The sequence below is a fragment of the Aerosakkonema funiforme FACHB-1375 genome, from assembly GCF_014696265.1.
In the GTDB taxonomy this organism is placed as follows: Bacteria; Cyanobacteriota; Cyanobacteriia; order Cyanobacteriales; family Aerosakkonemataceae; genus Aerosakkonema; species Aerosakkonema funiforme_A.
In genome coordinates, this window is the sequence record NZ_JACJPW010000001.1 from 176,272 (window position 1) to 194,692 (window position 18,421).

At 44.0% G+C, this 18,421-nt stretch carries 18 protein-coding genes; 13 read left to right on the top strand and 5 right to left on the bottom strand.

Annotated elements, in window-relative coordinates; translation table 11 throughout:
• Positions 1–140 precede the first annotated feature (140 nt).
• Positions 141–1,145: a methionyl-tRNA formyltransferase gene (gene fmt, locus H6G03_RS00910; protein WP_190461088.1), complete on the top strand. Its 1,005-nt coding sequence runs from the start codon at positions 141–143 to the stop codon at positions 1,143–1,145.
• Between the two features lie 21 nt (positions 1,146–1,166).
• Here the strand turns inward: fmt and H6G03_RS00915 are convergent, their stop codons facing one another.
• The 3 genes from H6G03_RS00915 to ald form a co-directional block, all read right to left on the bottom strand.
• Complete coding sequence (locus H6G03_RS00915; RefSeq protein WP_190461090.1) at positions 1,167–1,529, bottom strand: DUF6464 family protein; 363 nt, start codon at positions 1,527–1,529, stop codon at positions 1,167–1,169.
• A 375-nt stretch (positions 1,530–1,904) separates the two neighbouring features.
• Positions 1,905–2,162 (bottom strand): DUF7219 family protein, encoded by a 258-nt coding sequence (locus tag H6G03_RS00920; RefSeq protein ID WP_190461092.1) that lies wholly within the window; start codon positions 2,160–2,162, stop codon positions 1,905–1,907.
• A gap of 351 nt (positions 2,163–2,513) precedes the next feature.
• Positions 2,514–3,620 (bottom strand): alanine dehydrogenase, encoded by a 1,107-nt coding sequence (gene ald, locus H6G03_RS00925; protein WP_190461094.1) that lies wholly within the window; start codon positions 3,618–3,620, stop codon positions 2,514–2,516.
• Positions 3,621–3,896: 276 nt separating this feature from the next.
• Between ald and H6G03_RS00930 the strand changes: the two genes are divergently transcribed.
• From H6G03_RS00930 to H6G03_RS00960, 7 genes are all read left to right on the top strand, one after another.
• On the top strand, positions 3,897–4,088 hold the full coding sequence (locus H6G03_RS00930; protein ID WP_190461096.1) for a hypothetical protein: 192 nt from the start codon (positions 3,897–3,899) through the stop codon (positions 4,086–4,088).
• A gap of 210 nt (positions 4,089–4,298) precedes the next feature.
• A complete protein-coding gene (locus tag H6G03_RS00935; RefSeq protein ID WP_190461099.1) occupies positions 4,299–4,595 on the top strand; it encodes a hypothetical protein in 297 nt (98 codons plus the stop codon).
• A 61-nt stretch (positions 4,596–4,656) separates the two neighbouring features.
• The gene (locus H6G03_RS00940; RefSeq protein ID WP_190461165.1) at positions 4,657–5,103 is read left to right on the top strand and encodes a heavy metal-responsive transcriptional regulator; all 447 of its coding nucleotides are present in this window, start codon (positions 4,657–4,659) and stop codon (positions 5,101–5,103) included.
• Entirely contained in the window at positions 5,087–6,223 is a 1,137-nt protein-coding gene (locus H6G03_RS00945) for a WD40 repeat domain-containing protein (protein WP_190461100.1), read from the top strand. Before H6G03_RS00940 ends, H6G03_RS00945 begins: the two co-directional genes overlap by 17 nt.
• Positions 6,224–6,653: 430 nt before the next feature.
• On the top strand, positions 6,654–8,768 hold the full coding sequence (locus H6G03_RS00950; protein WP_190461102.1) for a diguanylate cyclase domain-containing protein: 2,115 nt from the start codon (positions 6,654–6,656) through the stop codon (positions 8,766–8,768).
• Positions 8,769–9,140: 372 nt separating this feature from the next.
• The gene (locus H6G03_RS39105; protein WP_199315063.1) at positions 9,141–9,755 is read left to right on the top strand and encodes a pentapeptide repeat-containing protein; all 615 of its coding nucleotides are present in this window, start codon (positions 9,141–9,143) and stop codon (positions 9,753–9,755) included.
• Positions 9,756–9,821: 66 nt separating this feature from the next.
• Complete coding sequence (locus H6G03_RS00960; RefSeq protein ID WP_190461104.1) at positions 9,822–11,348, top strand: DNA phosphorothioation system restriction enzyme; 1,527 nt, start codon at positions 9,822–9,824, stop codon at positions 11,346–11,348.
• Positions 11,349–11,538: 190 nt separating this feature from the next.
• Here the strand turns inward: H6G03_RS00960 and H6G03_RS00965 are convergent, their stop codons facing one another.
• The gene (locus tag H6G03_RS00965; RefSeq protein ID WP_190461106.1) at positions 11,539–11,874 is read right to left on the bottom strand and encodes a hypothetical protein; all 336 of its coding nucleotides are present in this window, start codon (positions 11,872–11,874) and stop codon (positions 11,539–11,541) included.
• A gap of 221 nt (positions 11,875–12,095) precedes the next feature.
• Here H6G03_RS00965 and H6G03_RS00970 point away from each other — a divergent pair, with 221 nt between their 5' ends.
• From H6G03_RS00970 to H6G03_RS00990, 5 genes are all read left to right on the top strand, one after another.
• On the top strand, positions 12,096–12,269 hold the full coding sequence (locus H6G03_RS00970; RefSeq protein ID WP_190461107.1) for a hypothetical protein: 174 nt from the start codon (positions 12,096–12,098) through the stop codon (positions 12,267–12,269).
• A complete protein-coding gene (locus tag H6G03_RS00975) occupies positions 12,266–14,329 on the top strand; it encodes an AAA family ATPase (protein WP_190461110.1) in 2,064 nt (687 codons plus the stop codon). Before H6G03_RS00970 ends, H6G03_RS00975 begins: the two co-directional genes overlap by 4 nt.
• Complete coding sequence (locus H6G03_RS00980; protein WP_190461112.1) at positions 14,319–14,975, top strand: Uma2 family endonuclease; 657 nt, start codon at positions 14,319–14,321, stop codon at positions 14,973–14,975. Before H6G03_RS00975 ends, H6G03_RS00980 begins: the two co-directional genes overlap by 11 nt.
• Positions 14,976–15,065: 90 nt before the next feature.
• Entirely contained in the window at positions 15,066–15,536 is a 471-nt protein-coding gene (locus H6G03_RS00985) for a DNA phosphorothioation-associated protein 4 (RefSeq protein WP_190461114.1), read from the top strand.
• Between the two features lie 25 nt (positions 15,537–15,561).
• A complete protein-coding gene (locus H6G03_RS00990) occupies positions 15,562–16,608 on the top strand; it encodes an endonuclease/exonuclease/phosphatase family protein (RefSeq protein ID WP_190461116.1) in 1,047 nt (348 codons plus the stop codon).
• Positions 16,609–16,716: 108 nt separating this feature from the next.
• Here the strand turns inward: H6G03_RS00990 and H6G03_RS00995 are convergent, their stop codons facing one another.
• Positions 16,717–18,318, bottom strand: coding sequence for a DGQHR domain-containing protein (locus H6G03_RS00995; RefSeq protein WP_190461118.1), 1,602 nt, complete (start codon positions 18,316–18,318; stop codon positions 16,717–16,719).
• Positions 18,319–18,421: the final 103 nt, after the last annotated feature.

Below are 18,421 nucleotides of genomic sequence, written 5' to 3' on the forward strand. Positions count from 1 at the left end.
AAGTTCTCCCTTTCGCTCAATTGTCTCCCTCCTCCCTCTTCCCTCTCCCTTTCCCTATTTCCTATTCCCTCTCCCTGTTCCCTCTTGCTTTTGACTTTTGACTTTTTCTAGCCCCTAACCCCTAACCCCTAACCCCTAACATGAAAGTAGTTTTTTTCGGCACTCCCGAATTTGCAGTGCCCAGCTTGGAGAAATTGTTAAATCATCCCGATTTTGAGGTTGTGGCGGTTGTCACCCAACCGGATAAGCGGCGGGGAAGGGGTAACCAGCTAACTCCCTCGCCAGTCAAAACGGTTGCTTTGACTCACGAACTGCCGATTTGGCAACCTCAACGGGTTAAAAAAGATACCGAAACTCTGGATCTGCTGCGCCAAACACAGGCAGATGCCTTTGTTGTGGTGGCATACGGGCAAATTCTTTCTCAAGAAATTCTGGATATGCCCAAATTCGGTTGCATCAACGTTCACGGTTCGCTGCTACCCAAGTACCGAGGTGCCGCACCGATACAGTGGTGTCTCTACAATGGCGAGATGGAAACGGGTATCACCACTATGCTGATGGATGCTGGTATGGATACGGGTGCGATGCTGCTAAAAGTTCATACACCCATAGCGCTAATGGATAATGCCGAACAATTAGCCCAAACTCTATCCGTGTTGGGAGCAGATTTGTTGATAGAAACGCTACTGAAGCTGCAAAAAGGAGCGCTTACTCCTATTCCTCAAGATTCTTCGCAAGCAACTTACGCACCGCTAATTAAAAAAGAAAATTACTCGCTTAATTGGTCGCGTCCGGCTTTGGAATTACACAATCAGGTGAGGGGTTTTTTCCCAGACTGCGTGGCAACTTTTCGGGGTGCGCCGTTGAAAATCACGTCTACAGCACCGATTACACCTGAGATGCGATCGCAGCTGCCTTCAGAATTGAGAGTGTTGGAGGAAAAATGGTTTGACTTGTCCGATCGTACAACAAGCCCTGGAGAAGTGGTGGCTGTTGTCAAGGGAATTGGCCCCCTCGTGCAAACTGGAGAGGGACTGTTGCTGCTGCAAAAAGTACAACCCGCAGGCAAACGCGCTCAGTCTGGTTTGGACTTTGCGAATGGAATGCGTTTAGCGGTCGGAGAGGTTTTGCAAAACGGCGAGTAGGATGGGCAATGCCCATCCTACCTACTGCATTGAGGATTTTTCGTAGAAGCGGCAGCGATCGCATGGCCCTTCTGGATTAACCGCACAGCGAATTAGTTCGGAATGAGCGTTGAAGCGGCAGTCGGCATCCCCCAGCACCCAGCGTCCCTCTATAATACTTCTCTCTGTGGGGCGCGGTGCGGACTGTACGTATAGGGCTATTTTGTGCAATTTGTAGCGTCCTAACCTGAGTTGATAGCGGTGGCGGCGTTCTAGGACGGCGTAGGTTTTCCCTTCTAGATCGAGATAGTTACCGGGTTGCGGTGCCCAGTCTAGGTTGATGTTACCGAGGGACTGACGCGGGTGCGTCAAAATCACCTCGGTGGGCAAATAATCTGGTTCCATAGCTTCCTCCAGATGTGTTGCGGACTACATCTTTTAAGGTATCGCGATCCTTGGCAAAGTTCGATCGCTTGAGAGGCTAACCTGGTTTAGATTAGATTGAGTAACCTTAAGATGACTGGCTCTGCCCAAAAAACAACACTAGATAATGCTGCACTCAACACTCTAGACAAGGAAGTTACACACATCCGATACGAGTTTCTTAGACATCAGCTGACTTTGAGTTTGGAACTTATTGATAAATTCTTCTATATCCCTGTTGATTTCTATTAAACCCAATCAGTACATCTTCAAGAGTGGTGCATTACCATGACGCATAATTTTTGAAAGGCGATCGTCATGTCTGTGCCGCCAAAAACGCGATCGCCCATCCTCAAATTAACTTTCTTCTGTTTCGCCAGAAAAGGGATTTTCTCCCACACCCAGCTGCTGCTTGGTTTTCTCCAGTTCTTTCCAGAGCGCTTCGATATCGCTGAATGCCTGCTCCATCGAAATTTTTCCATTGCTTGCTAAACAACTGATGTAATTTATCCGTTGTGCAAATTCTTGGATGTTGGCATTAAACACTAAATTCTCTGGTTTCACTTCACCATAGTAGTGGCTTCTGGGATATAAAAGACTATAAATAGCTAACATTTTTATACCCTCGTATGAATTGATATTTTGGTTATAATTCTATTATCAAGGTTTTCCAAATAATTTTCGTGATAGCTGTCAAACAATGGTGTGATGAAAATCACTAGCGTAATTTAACAGATTACCGCTAGAATACCAACTCAATATTCGCGTCGAGTACGATCGACCGGGTTTATTTGGTCATGAATCAAATAAACCCGGTGGCTGGGATTAGTAACTTGCTGTTCTATGTGCAGCTAGAGGTGTTCTCCGTACTGCTTAAAGAGCGATCGTACATCTACTGAGTCGGATGCGATCGCTCACAATCGCTTTCTCGCTCTGTAAATTAAAGCTTTTTTAAGTCTAGCAGAGTCATCTTTTTTTGTCTGTTGTGTCCGCTAAATCGGGAAACACTTCGCGCACTGCTGGATGCACCAACTGATGAGAGCGAACGTTTAATCCCTTGGCTAAATTTGGGTCAAATTCCAGTGCTTTGATACCGCGATTGGCTAGTTTCAAAACATACGGTAAGGTACTGTTATTGAGTGCTTGAGTAGCAGTCCAAGGAACGGCCCCCGGCATATTTGGTACGCCGTAATGTACTACTCCTTCCTCGATGTAGACTGGATTGGTGTGAGAGGTGGGACGCAACGTTTCGATACAACCACCTTGGTCTACTGCCACATCAACAATAACCGCACCGGGACGCATTTTTTTGACGAATTCTCGCGATACGAGGATGGGAGCTTTTTTCGCTAGTACTAAAACTGCGCCGATGAGCAAATCGGTATCTGGAACATTAGCTTCGATCGCAGAAGAATTACTGTATAACAATTCAACTCTAGAGCCAAACAGAGTTTCTAGATAAGCTAAACGTTCTACATTTATATCCAAAATCTGAACTCTAGCGCCCATACCGACGGCAATTCTGGCTGCTTCCGTACCGACGACACCACCGCCTAAAATCGTTACTTTTCCGGGACTAACTCCGGGAACGCCTCCCAGGAGAACGCCTCGACCTCCTTGCTGTCTCTCCAGAAACCTAGCTCCGAATTGTACGGCTAAGCGTCCGGCGATAATGCTCATGGGGGTAAGGAGGGGAAGTTTGCCGTCTGGCAGCTCTACGGTTTCGTAGGCGATCGCAGTTACTCCGCAGTCTATCAGATGTTCGGTTAAAGTGCGATCGGCTGCCAAGTGCAGATAAGTAAACAGTAACTGCTCTTTCTGAAGAAACTGATACTCTGCCTTCAGAGGTTCCTTCACTTTAACTACCAATTCTCGATTCCAGGCTTCTTCTGCTGTGGGTACAATCTTAGCTCCTGCCTGAATATAATCTTCATCCGTAAAACCCGCACCTACACCGGCTGCGGTTTCTACAAAGATACTATGACCGGCTTCCTCCAACACCCGCACGCTACTCGGACTCAATCCGACCCGAAATTCTCGATCCTTGGTTTCTTTCGGAACGCCAATTTCCATATGCCACCTCGATCTACCTATATTTCCAGCTTAAGTCGCAAAAGTCTGGTCTTGCCTTTATCTGAGATATATTTCTTACCTACTACTGGTATTAAATTTTCCACCTGCCTTGCGATCGATCCTGAAATGGAGGACTTTTGCTTGACTGCTGGTTAAGCCTCCTTACAATAGAGAAGGTAAAGAATTGTAACTAGCGCGTCGGTATGCAAAACTACCGATCGGCAGCCAATCTAGCCTGCTGTTCCAAATTCCCATCAATATAGAGTTGAAAAACTTATGGCGCAAGGGTTCCAACCAACAACACAACCGCAACCGACCGTAACTCCGAAGCTGGAGGAGCCAAAGTTTGGTTTCAACGAGTATGCAGAACGCTTGAATGGCAGAGCTGCCATGATCGGCTTTGTCCTCACTCTCCTGATTGAATACTTTACGGGTCAAGGATTGCTATCCTGGCTAGGGCTAAATTAGGATCTGGGGGGAGAGGGAAGGGGCTAGGGCGTCGGGGCTAGGGACTAGGGAGGAGGGAGGAGGGAGAGGGAAAAGCAAAAAGGTTTATTCTCCCACTCCCCCACTCCCCCACTCCCCCGCTCCCCCGCTCCCGACTCGCCACGACGCTGCTCGGATTAGAATAGGAAGCGCTAAGATTGGATTAAAATTCAGGACATAGTACCAACTGTGATGAACGCTGCATGGGTTCGGTTTGTGAAGTCAGCCTACCGTAAAGAACCGATTTCCAGCTTTATACTGATTGTAGGAGCGGTGGACGCTGCGCTCGGTGGCTTGGACAATCGCTGGTCTTTGTTCAGCCTGGGAATAGGAACGGTAGGGTTGGCGATCGCATTGCGTTGGTGGTTGATTCAGCGTAGCACCGCTGAGGTTCCCTCTGAAGTACCGCAATACTATCTACCACCTACCCCATCTCGACCTCAGTTACCCAACTTGAACGTTTCTAACAAGAAACATCCACCCCGCTAGGAAACAGAGGAGCAGAGGGGCAAAGAACTTGACTGCCGACAACTGGCTCCTCAACAGAATTATGAATACAGCCGTGGTAGGCAAACTGCTGAAGATTGGCGAAGTCTCGGCTTCTAGCGGTTTGCCAGTAAAAACTATTCGTTATTATGAGGATCTCGGTTTACTATCGCCAATAGTAGTCAGATCTGAATCTGGTTATCGATTGTTTAATCCGCTGGTACTGAAGCGATTGGATTTCATTAAACGGGCGCAGTCTCTGGGGATGAGCTTGAAAGAGATTCATCTGTTTCTAGAAATACACGATCGCGGTAAGTTACCTTGTCGGGAAGTTAAGCAACATTTGGAGGCAAAGATAGAGGAGATAGTCAAACAAATTGACGCACTGGAAACGCTAAAATTTGAATTGCAAGGATTATTATCCGGTTGGCAAGAACAACCTTCAGCCAACTGTCTAGAGGAAATTATCTGTCCCAATATTCAATCCGAGCCGGATGAAATTTCTATATAAATTCAAAGCTAAAAGCCAAAAACACAAGCAATTAATACTCTTCAATATTTCTTTTGCCTTTTCCCTTTTAAGTTTTTACTTTATCAGTCAGGGGCAGGCAAATACAATTGCCCAGTTCAAACCCTTACCAGTTCCAGTTCCGCCGCCCTACGGCGTTCCCGATGTGTCTCCACCCACCGTCGTTCCCGCTCCACCTTATCTCAACAGCGGTGCATGGCAAAATGTTACTCTCCTTCACAACATTAAAGCGCATTGGGGGCCAGTGTATGCGCTTACTTTTAGCCCTGATGGCAGGTTTCTTGCTAGCGGGGGAACTGATATCGATACAAAAATTAGGTTGTGGAATCCGATAAAAGGCAAAAAAATTCGCACCATTAGCGCTCACAGTAATAGGGTGCTTTCGATTGCCATTACTCCCGATAATCTGACTGTTGCTAGCGGTGGTGAGGACGCTACACTTAACCTTTGGAGTCTGAAAACAGGACGATTAAGTCGTAGTTTTACCCACGATTTCAGTAATATTTTATCGCTGGGGATTACACCCGACGGTCAAACTTTAATCAGCGGCGGTTTGGATGGAATTAGATTCATAGATTTGCGGACAGAACGATTGCTTTACACTCGCGTACCTTTGTCTCAACCAGTGGTTTATACTTTAGCAATTAGTCCGGATGGGCAGTTGTTGGCAACTGGGGGTAGGGATAAAAGTATTCAACTGTGGAATTTAAGTACTAGCCAATTTCTCGGTGCTATATCGGGACATGAAGGTGCTGTTAGTTCTTTGGCTTTTACTCCTGATGGTGCAAACTTAGTTAGTAGCAGTTACGACCACACGATTAGAGTATGGAATCTGAGGAAAAGAAGGTCTTATACGCTGGTAGGACATCGCGATGTTGTTTATTCTGTCGCTATTAATCCTGATGGGCGTACTTTAGCTAGTGCGGGTAGAGATGGTTTGAGACTTTGGGATTTGCAGACGGGACAGCTTATCGGTTCGGTTCCTCTAGATACAGATTGGGTGCAATGCGTTGCTTTTAGTCCGGATGGACAGATTTTAGCTAGTGGTGCTTATGATGGGACGGTTAAGGTTTGGCAAGGAAATACAAATTTTAGATTTTAGATTTTAGATTTGAAAAAATTGTGTAATTTGTTGAGGAACTCCCGCTCCCCCGCTCCCCCGTTCCCCCCATGCTGAATAAAAAAATAGGGAGGGAATTAATTTTCCCTCCCCGTGCTTTGTTGTTTTCTGTTTCGGACTGTTCTTTGAGTTTGTTGCGGAGCATTTTTTGTTGTTTCTTGAGTTGGCGTTGACGAGCGGAACCGCCTCTGCCTTTGTCGTTTCTACCCTCGCGGCGGGGGGACTCCCAGCGCTTGAGAAGTCGAGCCATTGTTTTCACCTTTTTTGTTGTGTATTTCAATTGTAGCACAAGATGTGCGATCGCCTGTGGCTGTTCTATAAGTTTTGTATTTTTTGTATAAATCTTCGGTAAATTTAATCTTAAGCAATAAATCTTAGTAAATAATGTATTTATTAGTACTATGCTGCTGCTATGCCCCTCCGTCGTAAATTGGGTGCTGAAATTACTTTAGATGAAGTTCTGGACTGGATCGCGGCGATCGCCTTGCGAATGCACCAGTCGCGTAACTTAGGTGATATTTTGAAACTAACTGTCACAGAGGTTAGGGAAATACTAGGAAGCGATCGCGTCATCATCTATCGCTTCCTGCCGGATGGAGATGGCGTCGTGGCAGAAGAGTCTGTGAGTCCGGAATGGAAACAGATTCAAGGGCAACTGATTTATGACCCTTGTTTCAATGCGGAATGGGTAGAGAAATATCGGCAAGGGCGAATCGGTGTCTTGGAAGATATTGATGCTAGACCTTTGGAACCTTGTTACAAAGACTTATTAATGCGGTTACAGATTCGAGCCAATGTGGTAGTACCGATTTTACTGAGGAGTGAGGAGATTAACAGTATTTCCACGGTGTCCGATCGCATTTGGGGGTTACTGATCGTTCATCAGTGCAGCAGTCCGCGTCAGTGGTCTTCAGTAGAAATAAAATTGTTACAACAGGCTGCGATCCAACTGGGAATCGCCCTTGTACAAATAGAATTACATCGAAATTTGCAACAACAAAATCGAGATTTTAGCGAACGACGAGCGGCACCACAGGAACGCCAGCAGGTTGAGGAGAAACTGCGCTGGAAAGAAGCGCTGTTGCACTGTATGACTGATACTTCTCGACTGGCGTTTTTTGTTGTGGATAACCGCACCGATGCAATTTTGTATTTTAATCACCGCTTTTGTGAAATTTGGGGCATTGAACATCTGGAAAGCCAGATGCGATCGGGCAAGCTGAACAACAATGACATTATTCCGGATTGCTTACAATTAATTGCAGATATTCCCGCTTTTACAGAGTCCTGTAAACTTTTGCAGAGCGAAGAAAACCGTTGCACGGTTGAAGATGAAATCGCGTTTGTGGATGGGCGCACGATTCGCCGTTTTTCCAGTCAAATTCGGGACGATCGAGATCGGTACTTTGGACGATTATATGTGTTTGAAGATATTACGGTTTACAAACAGGCAGAACAAGCTTTGCAACAGCAGGCAGAAAGGGAGCGGATGATCTATGAAATTGCCCAACGTATCCGCGAGTCCTTAGATTTGGATGAGATTCTCAACACAACGGTTGCGGAGGTGCGGCATTTTCTCCAAACCGATCACGCGATCGTCTACCGTTTTAACCGTGATTGGAGCGGTGTAGTGGTTAAGGAATCTGTTGCAGAAGGTTGGCAGGCAATTTTGAATATGCAGATTACAGATACCTACTTTGTAGAGAGGCAGGGACAATCGTATCCGCAAAGTGCTATTCAAGTTACTTCCGATATTTATGCCGCTGGATTATCCTCTTGCCATATTGAGTTATTGGAAAGGTTGCAAGTACGAGCTAAGCTCGTTGTGCCGATTTTACAAGGCGATCGTCTTTGGGGGCTGTTAGTGGCTCACCATTGCAGCGGTCCTCGCGAGTGGCATCCTTTGGAAACCGAGCTGCTTCAACAGTTGGCAACGCAAGTCGCGATCGCGATTCAGCAATCAGAACTGCATCAACAGTTGCAAATCGCTAACCAAAAGTTGGAAAATTTAGCGCTGGTCGATCAATTAACTCAGATTGCCAATCGACGTTGTTTCGATCGCACGTTTACTCTGGAATGGTATCGTCTCATGCGGGAACAACGTCCCCTGTCATTGCTCTTGTGTGACATCGATTATTTCAAACAATATAACGATACTTACGGTCACGCTGCTGGAGATACTTGTTTGAAAGTTGTTGCCCAAACTTTTAAACAAGCTGTTGAGCGTTCTACCGATCTGGTTGCTCGTTATGGTGGGGAGGAATTTGCTGTTATCTTACCTTATACTGATACTGATGGGGCTGTTCGAGTTGCCCAAAAAATTTATCAAGCTATGCAAGAACTTTGTTTTCCTCATATTGCTTCTGCTGTGTCACCATACGTGACTTTAAGTATAGGCATTGCCACCGTAATTCCCAGTTATGATTTGAATGCTTTGGATTTGATAGAGGCAGCCGATCGGGCTCTTTATCAAGCTAAAGTAGGCGGTCGCAATCGTTGGTTTACGAGCAGTATTTTTATTGTTTAAAGTTCACATAATATCATAAATGTGCTATTTTAAGATAAAAGTATTCGGTATTATTATAAGTGAAAGAAAGTCATAAATTATATCGTGTTCGGTAGCATCGGTAGTGTAAGAATGATGTTGAGGATTGTCTCTTGCTGAATCTAGGGTGAAATTTTCACCACAGATGAAAACAGATAAACACAGATGAACACAGATGTAAGCCCAAATTTTTCCACTACCGATGCAACCGGACATGATATTACGCTCGATCGCTCAACAAACCCGGTTTCTGGTTTTCACCCTCAAGTTGAAATAAGGTAATTATGTTAAAAAATAGTTTGTCAGTGTAAGTCCTGTTTTTGTTAAAACTGAGATAGTGCAAAAAAAGGCGCTATGCAGGAACATCCCAATGAGCCCAGAAATTACGATGTTGTGCTTGGCGGTAAAACTCCACCGCCGACGAGTGGTGCGGTTTTGGGAGGATTGGCGGGAGTCAAGCACCGACTGATAAGTGAGGAAGCAGAGCAACGCATTGGGGCGCTCATGGAAGCGCTCAGTTATGGGGAAGCTGGTTTCGATGTGCTAATTCGAGCATTGGACGATCCCGTACCCCAGGTGCGGGATACTGCTTGCTTGCTGTTGCAAAGCAGAATCGCAAAAATCACCGTCCTTAAAAAGGGTGTGGGTATTTGGAATAAGTGGAGAGCGTCTACTATTCGCCTAGAGGGTATCAATGTAGACCTTAGTTCGGTGAATCTGAGCGAATTTGACCTTAGCGGATTCAATCTCAGCAATGCGAATTTGATCGGCGCTAATCTCAGTGGTGCTAATCTCAGCGGTGCTAATCTCAGCGGTGCTAATCTCAGCGAAGCTAATCTAACAGATGCGGATCTCACAAATGCTAATCTCACTGCTGCTTGTCTCTGGAAAGCTGAACTGTACGGGGCTAAACTGCGACAAGGTACTGTCCTCCAGCAAACAACTATGCCTGATGGGAAGGTGATTTAAGGAAAAGTTAAAAGTTAAAAGTTAAAAGTCAAAAGAAAGAATGCACTGGCGGGACAATGACCAATTATGGGTGTTTATAAAGTTCAAAATCAGAATCAGGGCAAAGAATTTTTAACTAAAAATTGCGATGTAGATTACCCCTTACTGGAAATCAATAAACTTTTAGGTGTAGCTGCATCTAAAGGTAGTTACTATCTGCATTCATCGGAGGGGAAACAACCACCGCCGGGATGTCCCAGGATACCGCCTTCGTTACATTTGCGGGGATATCAGCAACAAGCGGTTACCAATTGGTTTGCCAATAAGGGTAGAGGTACTTTAAAGATGGCGACTGGTAGCGGGAAGACGATTACGGCGTTGGCGATCGCAACTGAACTTTATCATAAAATTGGCTTGCAAGTATTGCTGGTAGTCTGTCCTTATCAGCATTTGGTGAAGCAGTGGGCGCGTGAATGCGAGAAATTTGGCGTTGAGCCTATCTTAGCTTTTGAAAGTGTGAATCGCTGGCAAACGCTACTTTCCACACAATTATATAATGTGCGATCGAGTCATCAATTGTTCTTTGCAGTTATTACAACCAATTCGACTTTAATTAGCGAGGGGTTTCAGTCGCAACTGAAGTATTTCCCAGAAAAAACGCTAATTGTGGGAGATGAAGCGCATAATTTGGGCGCACCCCGCTTGGAAGAAAGTTTGCCTCGCAATGTCGGGTTGCGGTTAGCTTTATCTGCAACGCCGGAAAGGTATTTTGATGAGGATGGCACTCAATCGCTGTTTGATTATTTTGGGCCAGTTTTGCAACCGGAATTCACTCTCAAAGATGCGATTCAACAAGGTGCGTTGGTGCATTATCTTTATTATCCGATTTTAGTGGAATTAACGGAATCGGAGAGTCGCAGTTATATTAAATTGACTAAAAGTATTGGGCGATCGTTATTATATCGTCAACGCGAAGGACAAGCTGCTGGGATATCAGATGAAGATCGTGAAGATTTAAAGCCGTTGTTGATGCAAAGGGCGCGATTAATCGGTGCTGCTGCTAATAAGTTACAAGCTTTGCGCGATTTAATGTATACTCGGTTGGAGACTAGCCACACTTTATTTTATTGCGGTGATGGTTCGGTGGAAAGTACGCGCCAACTGAAGGCTGTCACTCAGATTTTGGGAACCGAATTGGGTTATCGAGTAAATACTTATACTGCGGAAACTCCTTTGGAGGAAAGAGAAGATTTGCGGCGTCAATTCGAGACGGGTGAATTGCAAGGTTTGGTGGCAATTCGCTGTTTGGATGAAGGGGTGGATATTCCGGCTATTCAAAATGCGGTGATTTTGGCTAGTAGCGGTAATCCCCGCCAGTTTATTCAGCGGCGGGGACGCATTTTGCGAAGGCATCCGGGTAAGGAAAGGGCGACTTTATTTGATACGATCGTACTGCCTCCGGATATGGATCGAGAAACTTTGGAAACTGAACGCAATTTGCTGCGAAGGGAGTTGCGCCGCTTGGTAGAATTTGCGGATTTAGCTGATAATGCGGGGGAAGCGAGGATGAAGTTGTTGAGTTTGCAAAAGCGTTATGGTTTGTTGGATATTTAGTATGTTGTTGCGCTTTAGCGCCAGATTTAGCGCTGAAGCACAACAACGTACCTATAAAATTTTTTAAGTCTTGTGACACTTGCGTAAGTCCTAAAATTTATGGTGAATTATATCGATTTTCCAGATACTTTTTAAGCAATAATTCGCCAGTTATGCACTCTATTTTATATAACACCGCAACTTTAGTTATTTACTCAGCTAAGCTTTCCATCCTTTCTATTTTGTAAGCGTTAAAAAAATAAACTCCTGCCTCAGATGAGTTACCTTCACGGTAAGCTTTATTTGGATCTCCCCACCCGATTTCTAATCCATAAGGAAACATCGTTCCTTGCTGAGCATAAAGCAATTCGGACATATCTTCTATTTCTGACCACTCGCATTTGAGGGTGAGTTCGAGAATGTTAGCAGCGGTGACGGGAATTCCGTTAGAATCACCTGTTGCTTGAATTTTCACCCACTGCGAATCATCAGTTTGTTTGAGCCAATGCTCTACTTTTTCCCATTTGGAGGCTACTTGGACTAACATTTTAATCTTTCAACCCGCAATCGCGCATACACTGTTGGCGTCATTCTCTTTCGGAATATCCCAGATGAGTATATCTGTAAGCTGACAAGGCATCCTCGTTGCCGCGTCTACGCGCTATTATAACTGCCTGCGTCGATCGCCTGCATCCGCAGTTGCTACACTCTACACCCTTAAGTTCTAAGATCGATTGAATAAGTGCGAATTTTCATAGGATTGGGGAGATGGAAGAGGAAATCAGCCTGAGTTACGTGCAAGAGCCGATCGCAACGGCTCCCCCAGAGGTGCGACAAATTATCGATCGCGTCAAGCAAGCGGAAAAGGATAAGCTTTATATGCCAAAACCGAAAGGCATTAATGACGACATTCTTGCAATTATAAAGGAATGCGTTAAATGAAGTTAATTTCCATTAAACTTAATAACTTTCGCTGTTTTTATGGCAAGACTCCGGAGATTTTACTTTGCGGCGAAGAACAGCGCAACACAACGATTATTCACGGCAATAATGGCGCGGGTAAAACGACGCTATTAAATGCGTTTACTTGGGTGCTGTATGAGAAGTTTACGGCGGCTTTTGCTTCGGAAGAACAGCTGGTGAATAAAAGAGCGATCGCAGAAGCAAAAGCGGGTGAATCTGTAGAATGTTGGGTGGAAATTGTGTGGGAACACGATGACAAACGCTATCGCGCCAAACGGGAGTGTCGCGCTTACAAAAGTGAGACGATCGAACAAGGCGAAAGTAGGCTATATATGCAGGTAGCGGGAGACGATGGCAGATGGCAGCTTCCCCAACAGCATCCCGATGATATAATAGGAAGAATTTTACCGGAAACGTTGCATCAGTATTTTTTCTTTGACGGAGAACGCATCGATCGAATTGTGCGATCGGATAATAAACTCGAAATTGCCGAAGCAACTAAAACGATGCTGGGTATGGAAGTACTGGATCGTTCCATCAAGCATCTGAAGGAAGCGAAGAAAACTTTGGAAGAGGAATTAAAGGCGATCGGCGATACCGAGACGCGACAGTTATTGAAACAGAAGGACAAAAAAGAACAGGAAGTTGAGAAATTAACGAATCGTCAAACCGAGATCGGTCAGGAATTATCTCACCAACAAACGCTCAAAAAAGAAACGAGTAACCGTTTCCGCGATGTCAGTGGTGCGAAAGATTTAGAAGAAAGACGCAAAGAGTTGTCATCGCAGAAAGCAACAAATAGAGATAGACTGAAACAAAGTAGAGAGGCGTTGAATAAAGCGATTTCTACTAGAGGATACACGACTTTGCTACCAGAAATAACGGCGGAGTTTCGTGCAATTGTGAGTGAATTCAAACAGCGAGGCGAGTTAACTTCGGGAATTTCGCGAGAATTTATCAACGATTTGCTGAATTCGCAACGCTGCATTTGCGGTGCGGAGTTACGCGAGGGAACGCACCTTCACCACAATGTCAGTAGTTGGCTAGATAAAGCTAGCATTGCAGCGGTGGAAGAAACGGCTATTCGGACGATCGCACAGGTGGATGAAATTGATAAGCAAACATCGACATTTTGGCAGGATATCGATAAAGAGCAAGCTAATATCAATCAAATCAGGCAAGAAATTTCCCGCATTGAAACGCAACTGGATGATATTGGCGAACAGTTAAGAAAGAATCCGGCGGAAGAGATTCGCAATCTGCAAAAGCGATTGGATGAAATTGAAGGTAAAATCCGGGATTTGACTTTGGAGGAGGGAGAAAATAAGCAGAAAATTTCCGATTTAAAAACCGAGATTGACGAACTCAGCAAACAAATCGCCAAACAGGAAATGAATGAGGCAAGACAAGCGCTTGCACAGCGGCGGATTGCGGCTACTCAGGATGCGATCGAACGTTTGACGGAGTTTCGATCTCGCCTGGATAAGCATTTTCGATCGCAATTGGAAAAGCGGGTACAGGATATTTTTAGCTCAATTTCCTTTAAGCCTTATCTCCCCAAACTCACCGATAAATACGAACTGACGCTAGTGGAAAAGACGGCGGGTAAAGAGTCGCAAGTTGCCGCATCAACGGGAGAGAATCAAATTCTCAGTTTATCGTTTATCGGCGGCATTATCGACAGGGTGAGAGAATGGAGTAAAGAGGAAATGATGATGCCAAATAGCAGCACTTTTCCAATTGTGATGGATTCGCCTTTTGGCAGTTTGGATGAAATCTACCGCCGCCAAATTGCTAAAATAATTCCCAAATTGGCGAATCAATTGGTGGTTTTAGTTACTAAAACTCAGTGGCGAGGTGAAGTAGAAGAAGAAATGGCTAATCGCGTTGGCAGAGAGTATGTGCTGACTTATTACTCTTCTAAGCCAGATTGCGAAGCGGATACAATTGAGTTGGGAGGTCTTCCCTATTCTTTGGTACGCCAAAGTCCGAATGAGTTTGAATATACGGAGATTGTAGAGGTGGATTATGAGTTCTAGTTTAGCGGCTGTAGCTGAAAATTTGGTGACGGATACCTGGGTGAAGGCAAGTTGGGAAGAGTTTGTCGCTTTGGGAAATAATCCTGATTGGGAAAAGGGAAAATTTTTTTATCATCAAGGATACATGAGGATTGAAATGGCAGCAGTAGGCCCACTTCACAGTCGTCAAAATTCGGTTACTTCCAGAGTAGCTAATTTCTATGCAACGCTGAGAAATATCCGAATTGTCGAATTAATTAATGCGAGTTTCCGCAGAACTGGTGTTAGTGAATTTCAACCAGATTTGTCTTATTATATAGGCGCAGATTTTAGATTACCGCCTCGAACGAATACGCCGATCGATCTAAATGAATTCGATCCGCCTGCGTTGGTCATAGAAATTTCGTCCACTTCTCTAGGTGATGATTTAGGACGAAAACGATTAATATACGAACGCGCTGGTGTGCAAGAATATTGGGTTGTTGATGCAAGTCTTGATGATGTAATTGCTTTTGAAATTTCCCAAAGGCGTAGCGGTGAAATTGAAGAGTCAAGTGTGTTACCTGGCTTAGGGATCGCTCTCGTTGAAGAAGCACTCCAACGCAGCCAAACACAGGATGATGGGGAGATTAATCGCTGGCTGATTCAAACATTTAGCCAAAGTTGAGAGGAAATATATCCCCAATTATAACTATGGTATAATTGGGGGTAATAAAAATAGAATTCAGTTATTGTGGATTGAATAAATATCAATAAAATGAGTGCCAGTAAAATCAGAATAGCTAAAGATAAAGCCGATTTAGTAAAATCATTACTTATCGCCAAGGAAACAACTGGGCCTTTTCAAACTTACGCGGATATCATAGTATTTGCCGCCGCATTGGGTGCAAAACGAAAAAAACGAGTGCCTTTGGAGGAAATCTCGAAAAGAGACCCTCTCCCAATTGGCATAGAAATTTTCGTTTCGAGGGGATATGATGTGGCGATCAAGTTGTTAGCGATCGCAGAAACTAAAGATGTGAACATTATATCACCAAATGATGAAAATGCCGAATCACAACGCATCGAAATTTTTGAAGAATATGCCAATGGTGGACTGGAAATTTTGGCAGATGAATTGCGAGGTTCGGTAGACTATTCTGAGAGACTTTTGTTGATGCTAATCTCGGAACGAGATAAGCAAAATCGGGCGGAAGGGGAGTTTGATTTAACTAGGTTTTTATATTGAAGGGAATGAGATTTTTTAACCGCAGATGAACGCAGATGTTATTAAGAGTTGGGCATTTTTGAAAAGAGCGATCGCACTATTAGCTTACGGCTATTCAGCATTGATTATTGTTTATTTCCTTCTCAGACTAATATTTTGGGATCAATTTTGGGTAGTTGGTTTGGTCAGCAGTTTTATCCCTTTGATTTTATTACCGATCTTAATTTTACCAGTTCTGGCATTGGGGATGATAAAAAAGCGCTGGTTTTCGATCGCATCATCAATTGCTTGTATTTTACTGATAAGTTGGCTGCATTTAAAATACTTTTCTCCTCACCCAATTCAAACAACTTCTTCCCAGCTTAACATCAAGGTTTTATCCCTGAATTGTAGTTGGTATAAAACCAGTTCGGAAAATCTCACCAGTCTAATTCAGAAAGAAGCACCCGATATCGTTTTCTTACAAGAAGTTGTTAAAAAACATACCCAAAGAGCATTCGTTTGGTTAAAATCAACCTATCCCTACCAATTTGCCGCCCCTGAAACTGGTATTCTCAGTAAATATCCCATCGAATTTAGCGAAATTTTACATTTGGCTGGTCATCGAGATATTCAACAACGTGCTATAATTAAGATTGACAATCGAGATATAATTGTTTATAACATCCAAGTTAAATCTCCCTGGATAAACTACCAAAAAATTTTGCCGTTTGTGAGTATTCCCTTTTACGATTATAGAGAGCGATCGCAAGAAATTCAAGACCTACTACAGCGCCTGCAAAAAGAAACCCTTCCGCTGATTGTTGCTGGCGACTTTAACATGACCGACCAATCCCAAGATTACCATTATTTAGCAACAGTTTTGCAAAATTCCTTCCAGTCGTCGGGAATGGGATTTGGGTTTACTTGGCCCCACGGTTGGGAACTGAGCTTTTTGATTAAAAACTCACCTTGGAAATTAAACTATCCCATCTTCAGAATAGACCATATTTGGTATTCAAAAGATTGGGGTTCTCGCGCTAGCAAAGTGTTACCGACAACTGGGTCAGATCATTTACCTGTAACAACAGAATTGATTCAGATCCCAAGTTAATAATTCTTGTGTAGGTTGGGTTGAATAAACCCAACCCAACCTACTGAATAAATAGCTTTCATCTGTGTTCATCTGTGTTCATCTGTATTCATCTGTGGTAAAATAAAATCAACTAAGAATCACCGGTAAACCTACTTCTCTCGGTTGTACAAATTTACCATTAAAACCGACCGCCTTATTCTCAAAAGTTCTCGCTTCTGCCAACGCCTGACGCAATTCTGCACGTTCTAAATCATCATCAACTCCACCCAAAATATACACGAGTAATTTCGCCGCTAAATCTCTACCCGCAACTAAAATCCGCTTCTTGTTCGGGTCGTACAAAACACCGTACCAAAGCGACTCCGGATACTCCATATTACTAAATCCATCATCCGTATCGAACTTGCGAAGTTTATCAAAAACACTCTTCAGCGGCATCTTTTTCCGAAATATCATAATTCCCAAAGCTTGCGCCAAAGCTACTTGTCCCACCGGACGAAAAATCATGTTTCCTTCCCCGCCATCTTTCTCAAAACTGAAGCGGCGCAATTGCGGTGTTTCCTCTCCCGATTCCAATCTTTGGTAACTCGGTAAATTTGCTAAATTATCGAACAATTTGTGAAATTCCTCGAAAGCTTCTTCCAGTTCCTCATCATCGGGACGCATAGGAATTAAACCTTTATCTTGCGACGGTTTCCAGTGCGGAAATTTTTGCCCTAAATAGCGTTCTGACATTTCAGTTAACGCTTGCAACGTGGTTAAAACCGTTGATTTTGTTGCCACTGTAGCGCTATCCCAATTCACGCGAGGATTGCGACTTGGTTTATCTTTTAACAATGGATGGGTAACGGCAACTTTTCTGGCAATTATCGCAAAACCGTTATTTTCATCTAATTGCGCTAACTGTCCTTTTGTTAAAGGTGCCGCCATCAAATTAACGTGAACAAAAATCGACCTGACTCGCCGCCTCGCTTCTTCGCGAGTTTCCCCCGGAACGACAGCGCAAATAAATTCAATGCCTATCTTTTCTTTGGCTAAATTTTGTAAATAGGAGGAATCAACTTGAAACTCTTCACTTAAATCATCTACAGTAATAAAACTTCCGGCTGCTTTTTTATCCTTTTTATATCGCTGGAGTTTGCCGGTTTGAATTAACTCCATTAATCCCTGCACTCCCATGAGACGATGTTGACCGTCCAAAGCAAAAATTGTCACGTCATCGGAGACATTCAACAACCCGACTTTCGCATCTTTATCTAATGGCATGAAATCAGCAGTAGATTTAATTGCCTTTCCTTCTGTACTCCATTCCGCAGATTTGGGATTGTCTACCCACGGTTGATTTATGACTACTAAAACTGGTGGGAATTTGTGATGTTTTCGCGCTGCTAAATACTGCGCCAAAGCTGCTTGACGCGACCAATCTAAAGGTCGTTGTTGAATTTCTTCTATCGTTTCTGCATCAATTTCAATATTTTGGGTATCGGGATTGAATTTGGGACGGAAAAGCGGTAGGCGCGATGCAAATCGAACGCGACTGGAAAACCATTCTAGGGTGACAGAACCGATGTATGCTTCCGTTCCTCCCATTTCGATTTTTTGTACCAAAATTTGGTCGTTTCGGCTCAAAAATCGGTCTAAAAGGAGTGCTAAGGCTTGCTTTTCTCGGTTTTCTCGTTCCAGGATTTGACTGGCGAGGTCTGGTGTAGGGTTGCTGGCGCTGTTCATGGTTGGGGAATGGGACGGGACTCCTCAGAAACCCGGTTTCTTGAAGAAATTCGGCTTCTGTTTTTTAAGACTAGCGGTAAAAAATACCTTAGTCAATATTGTT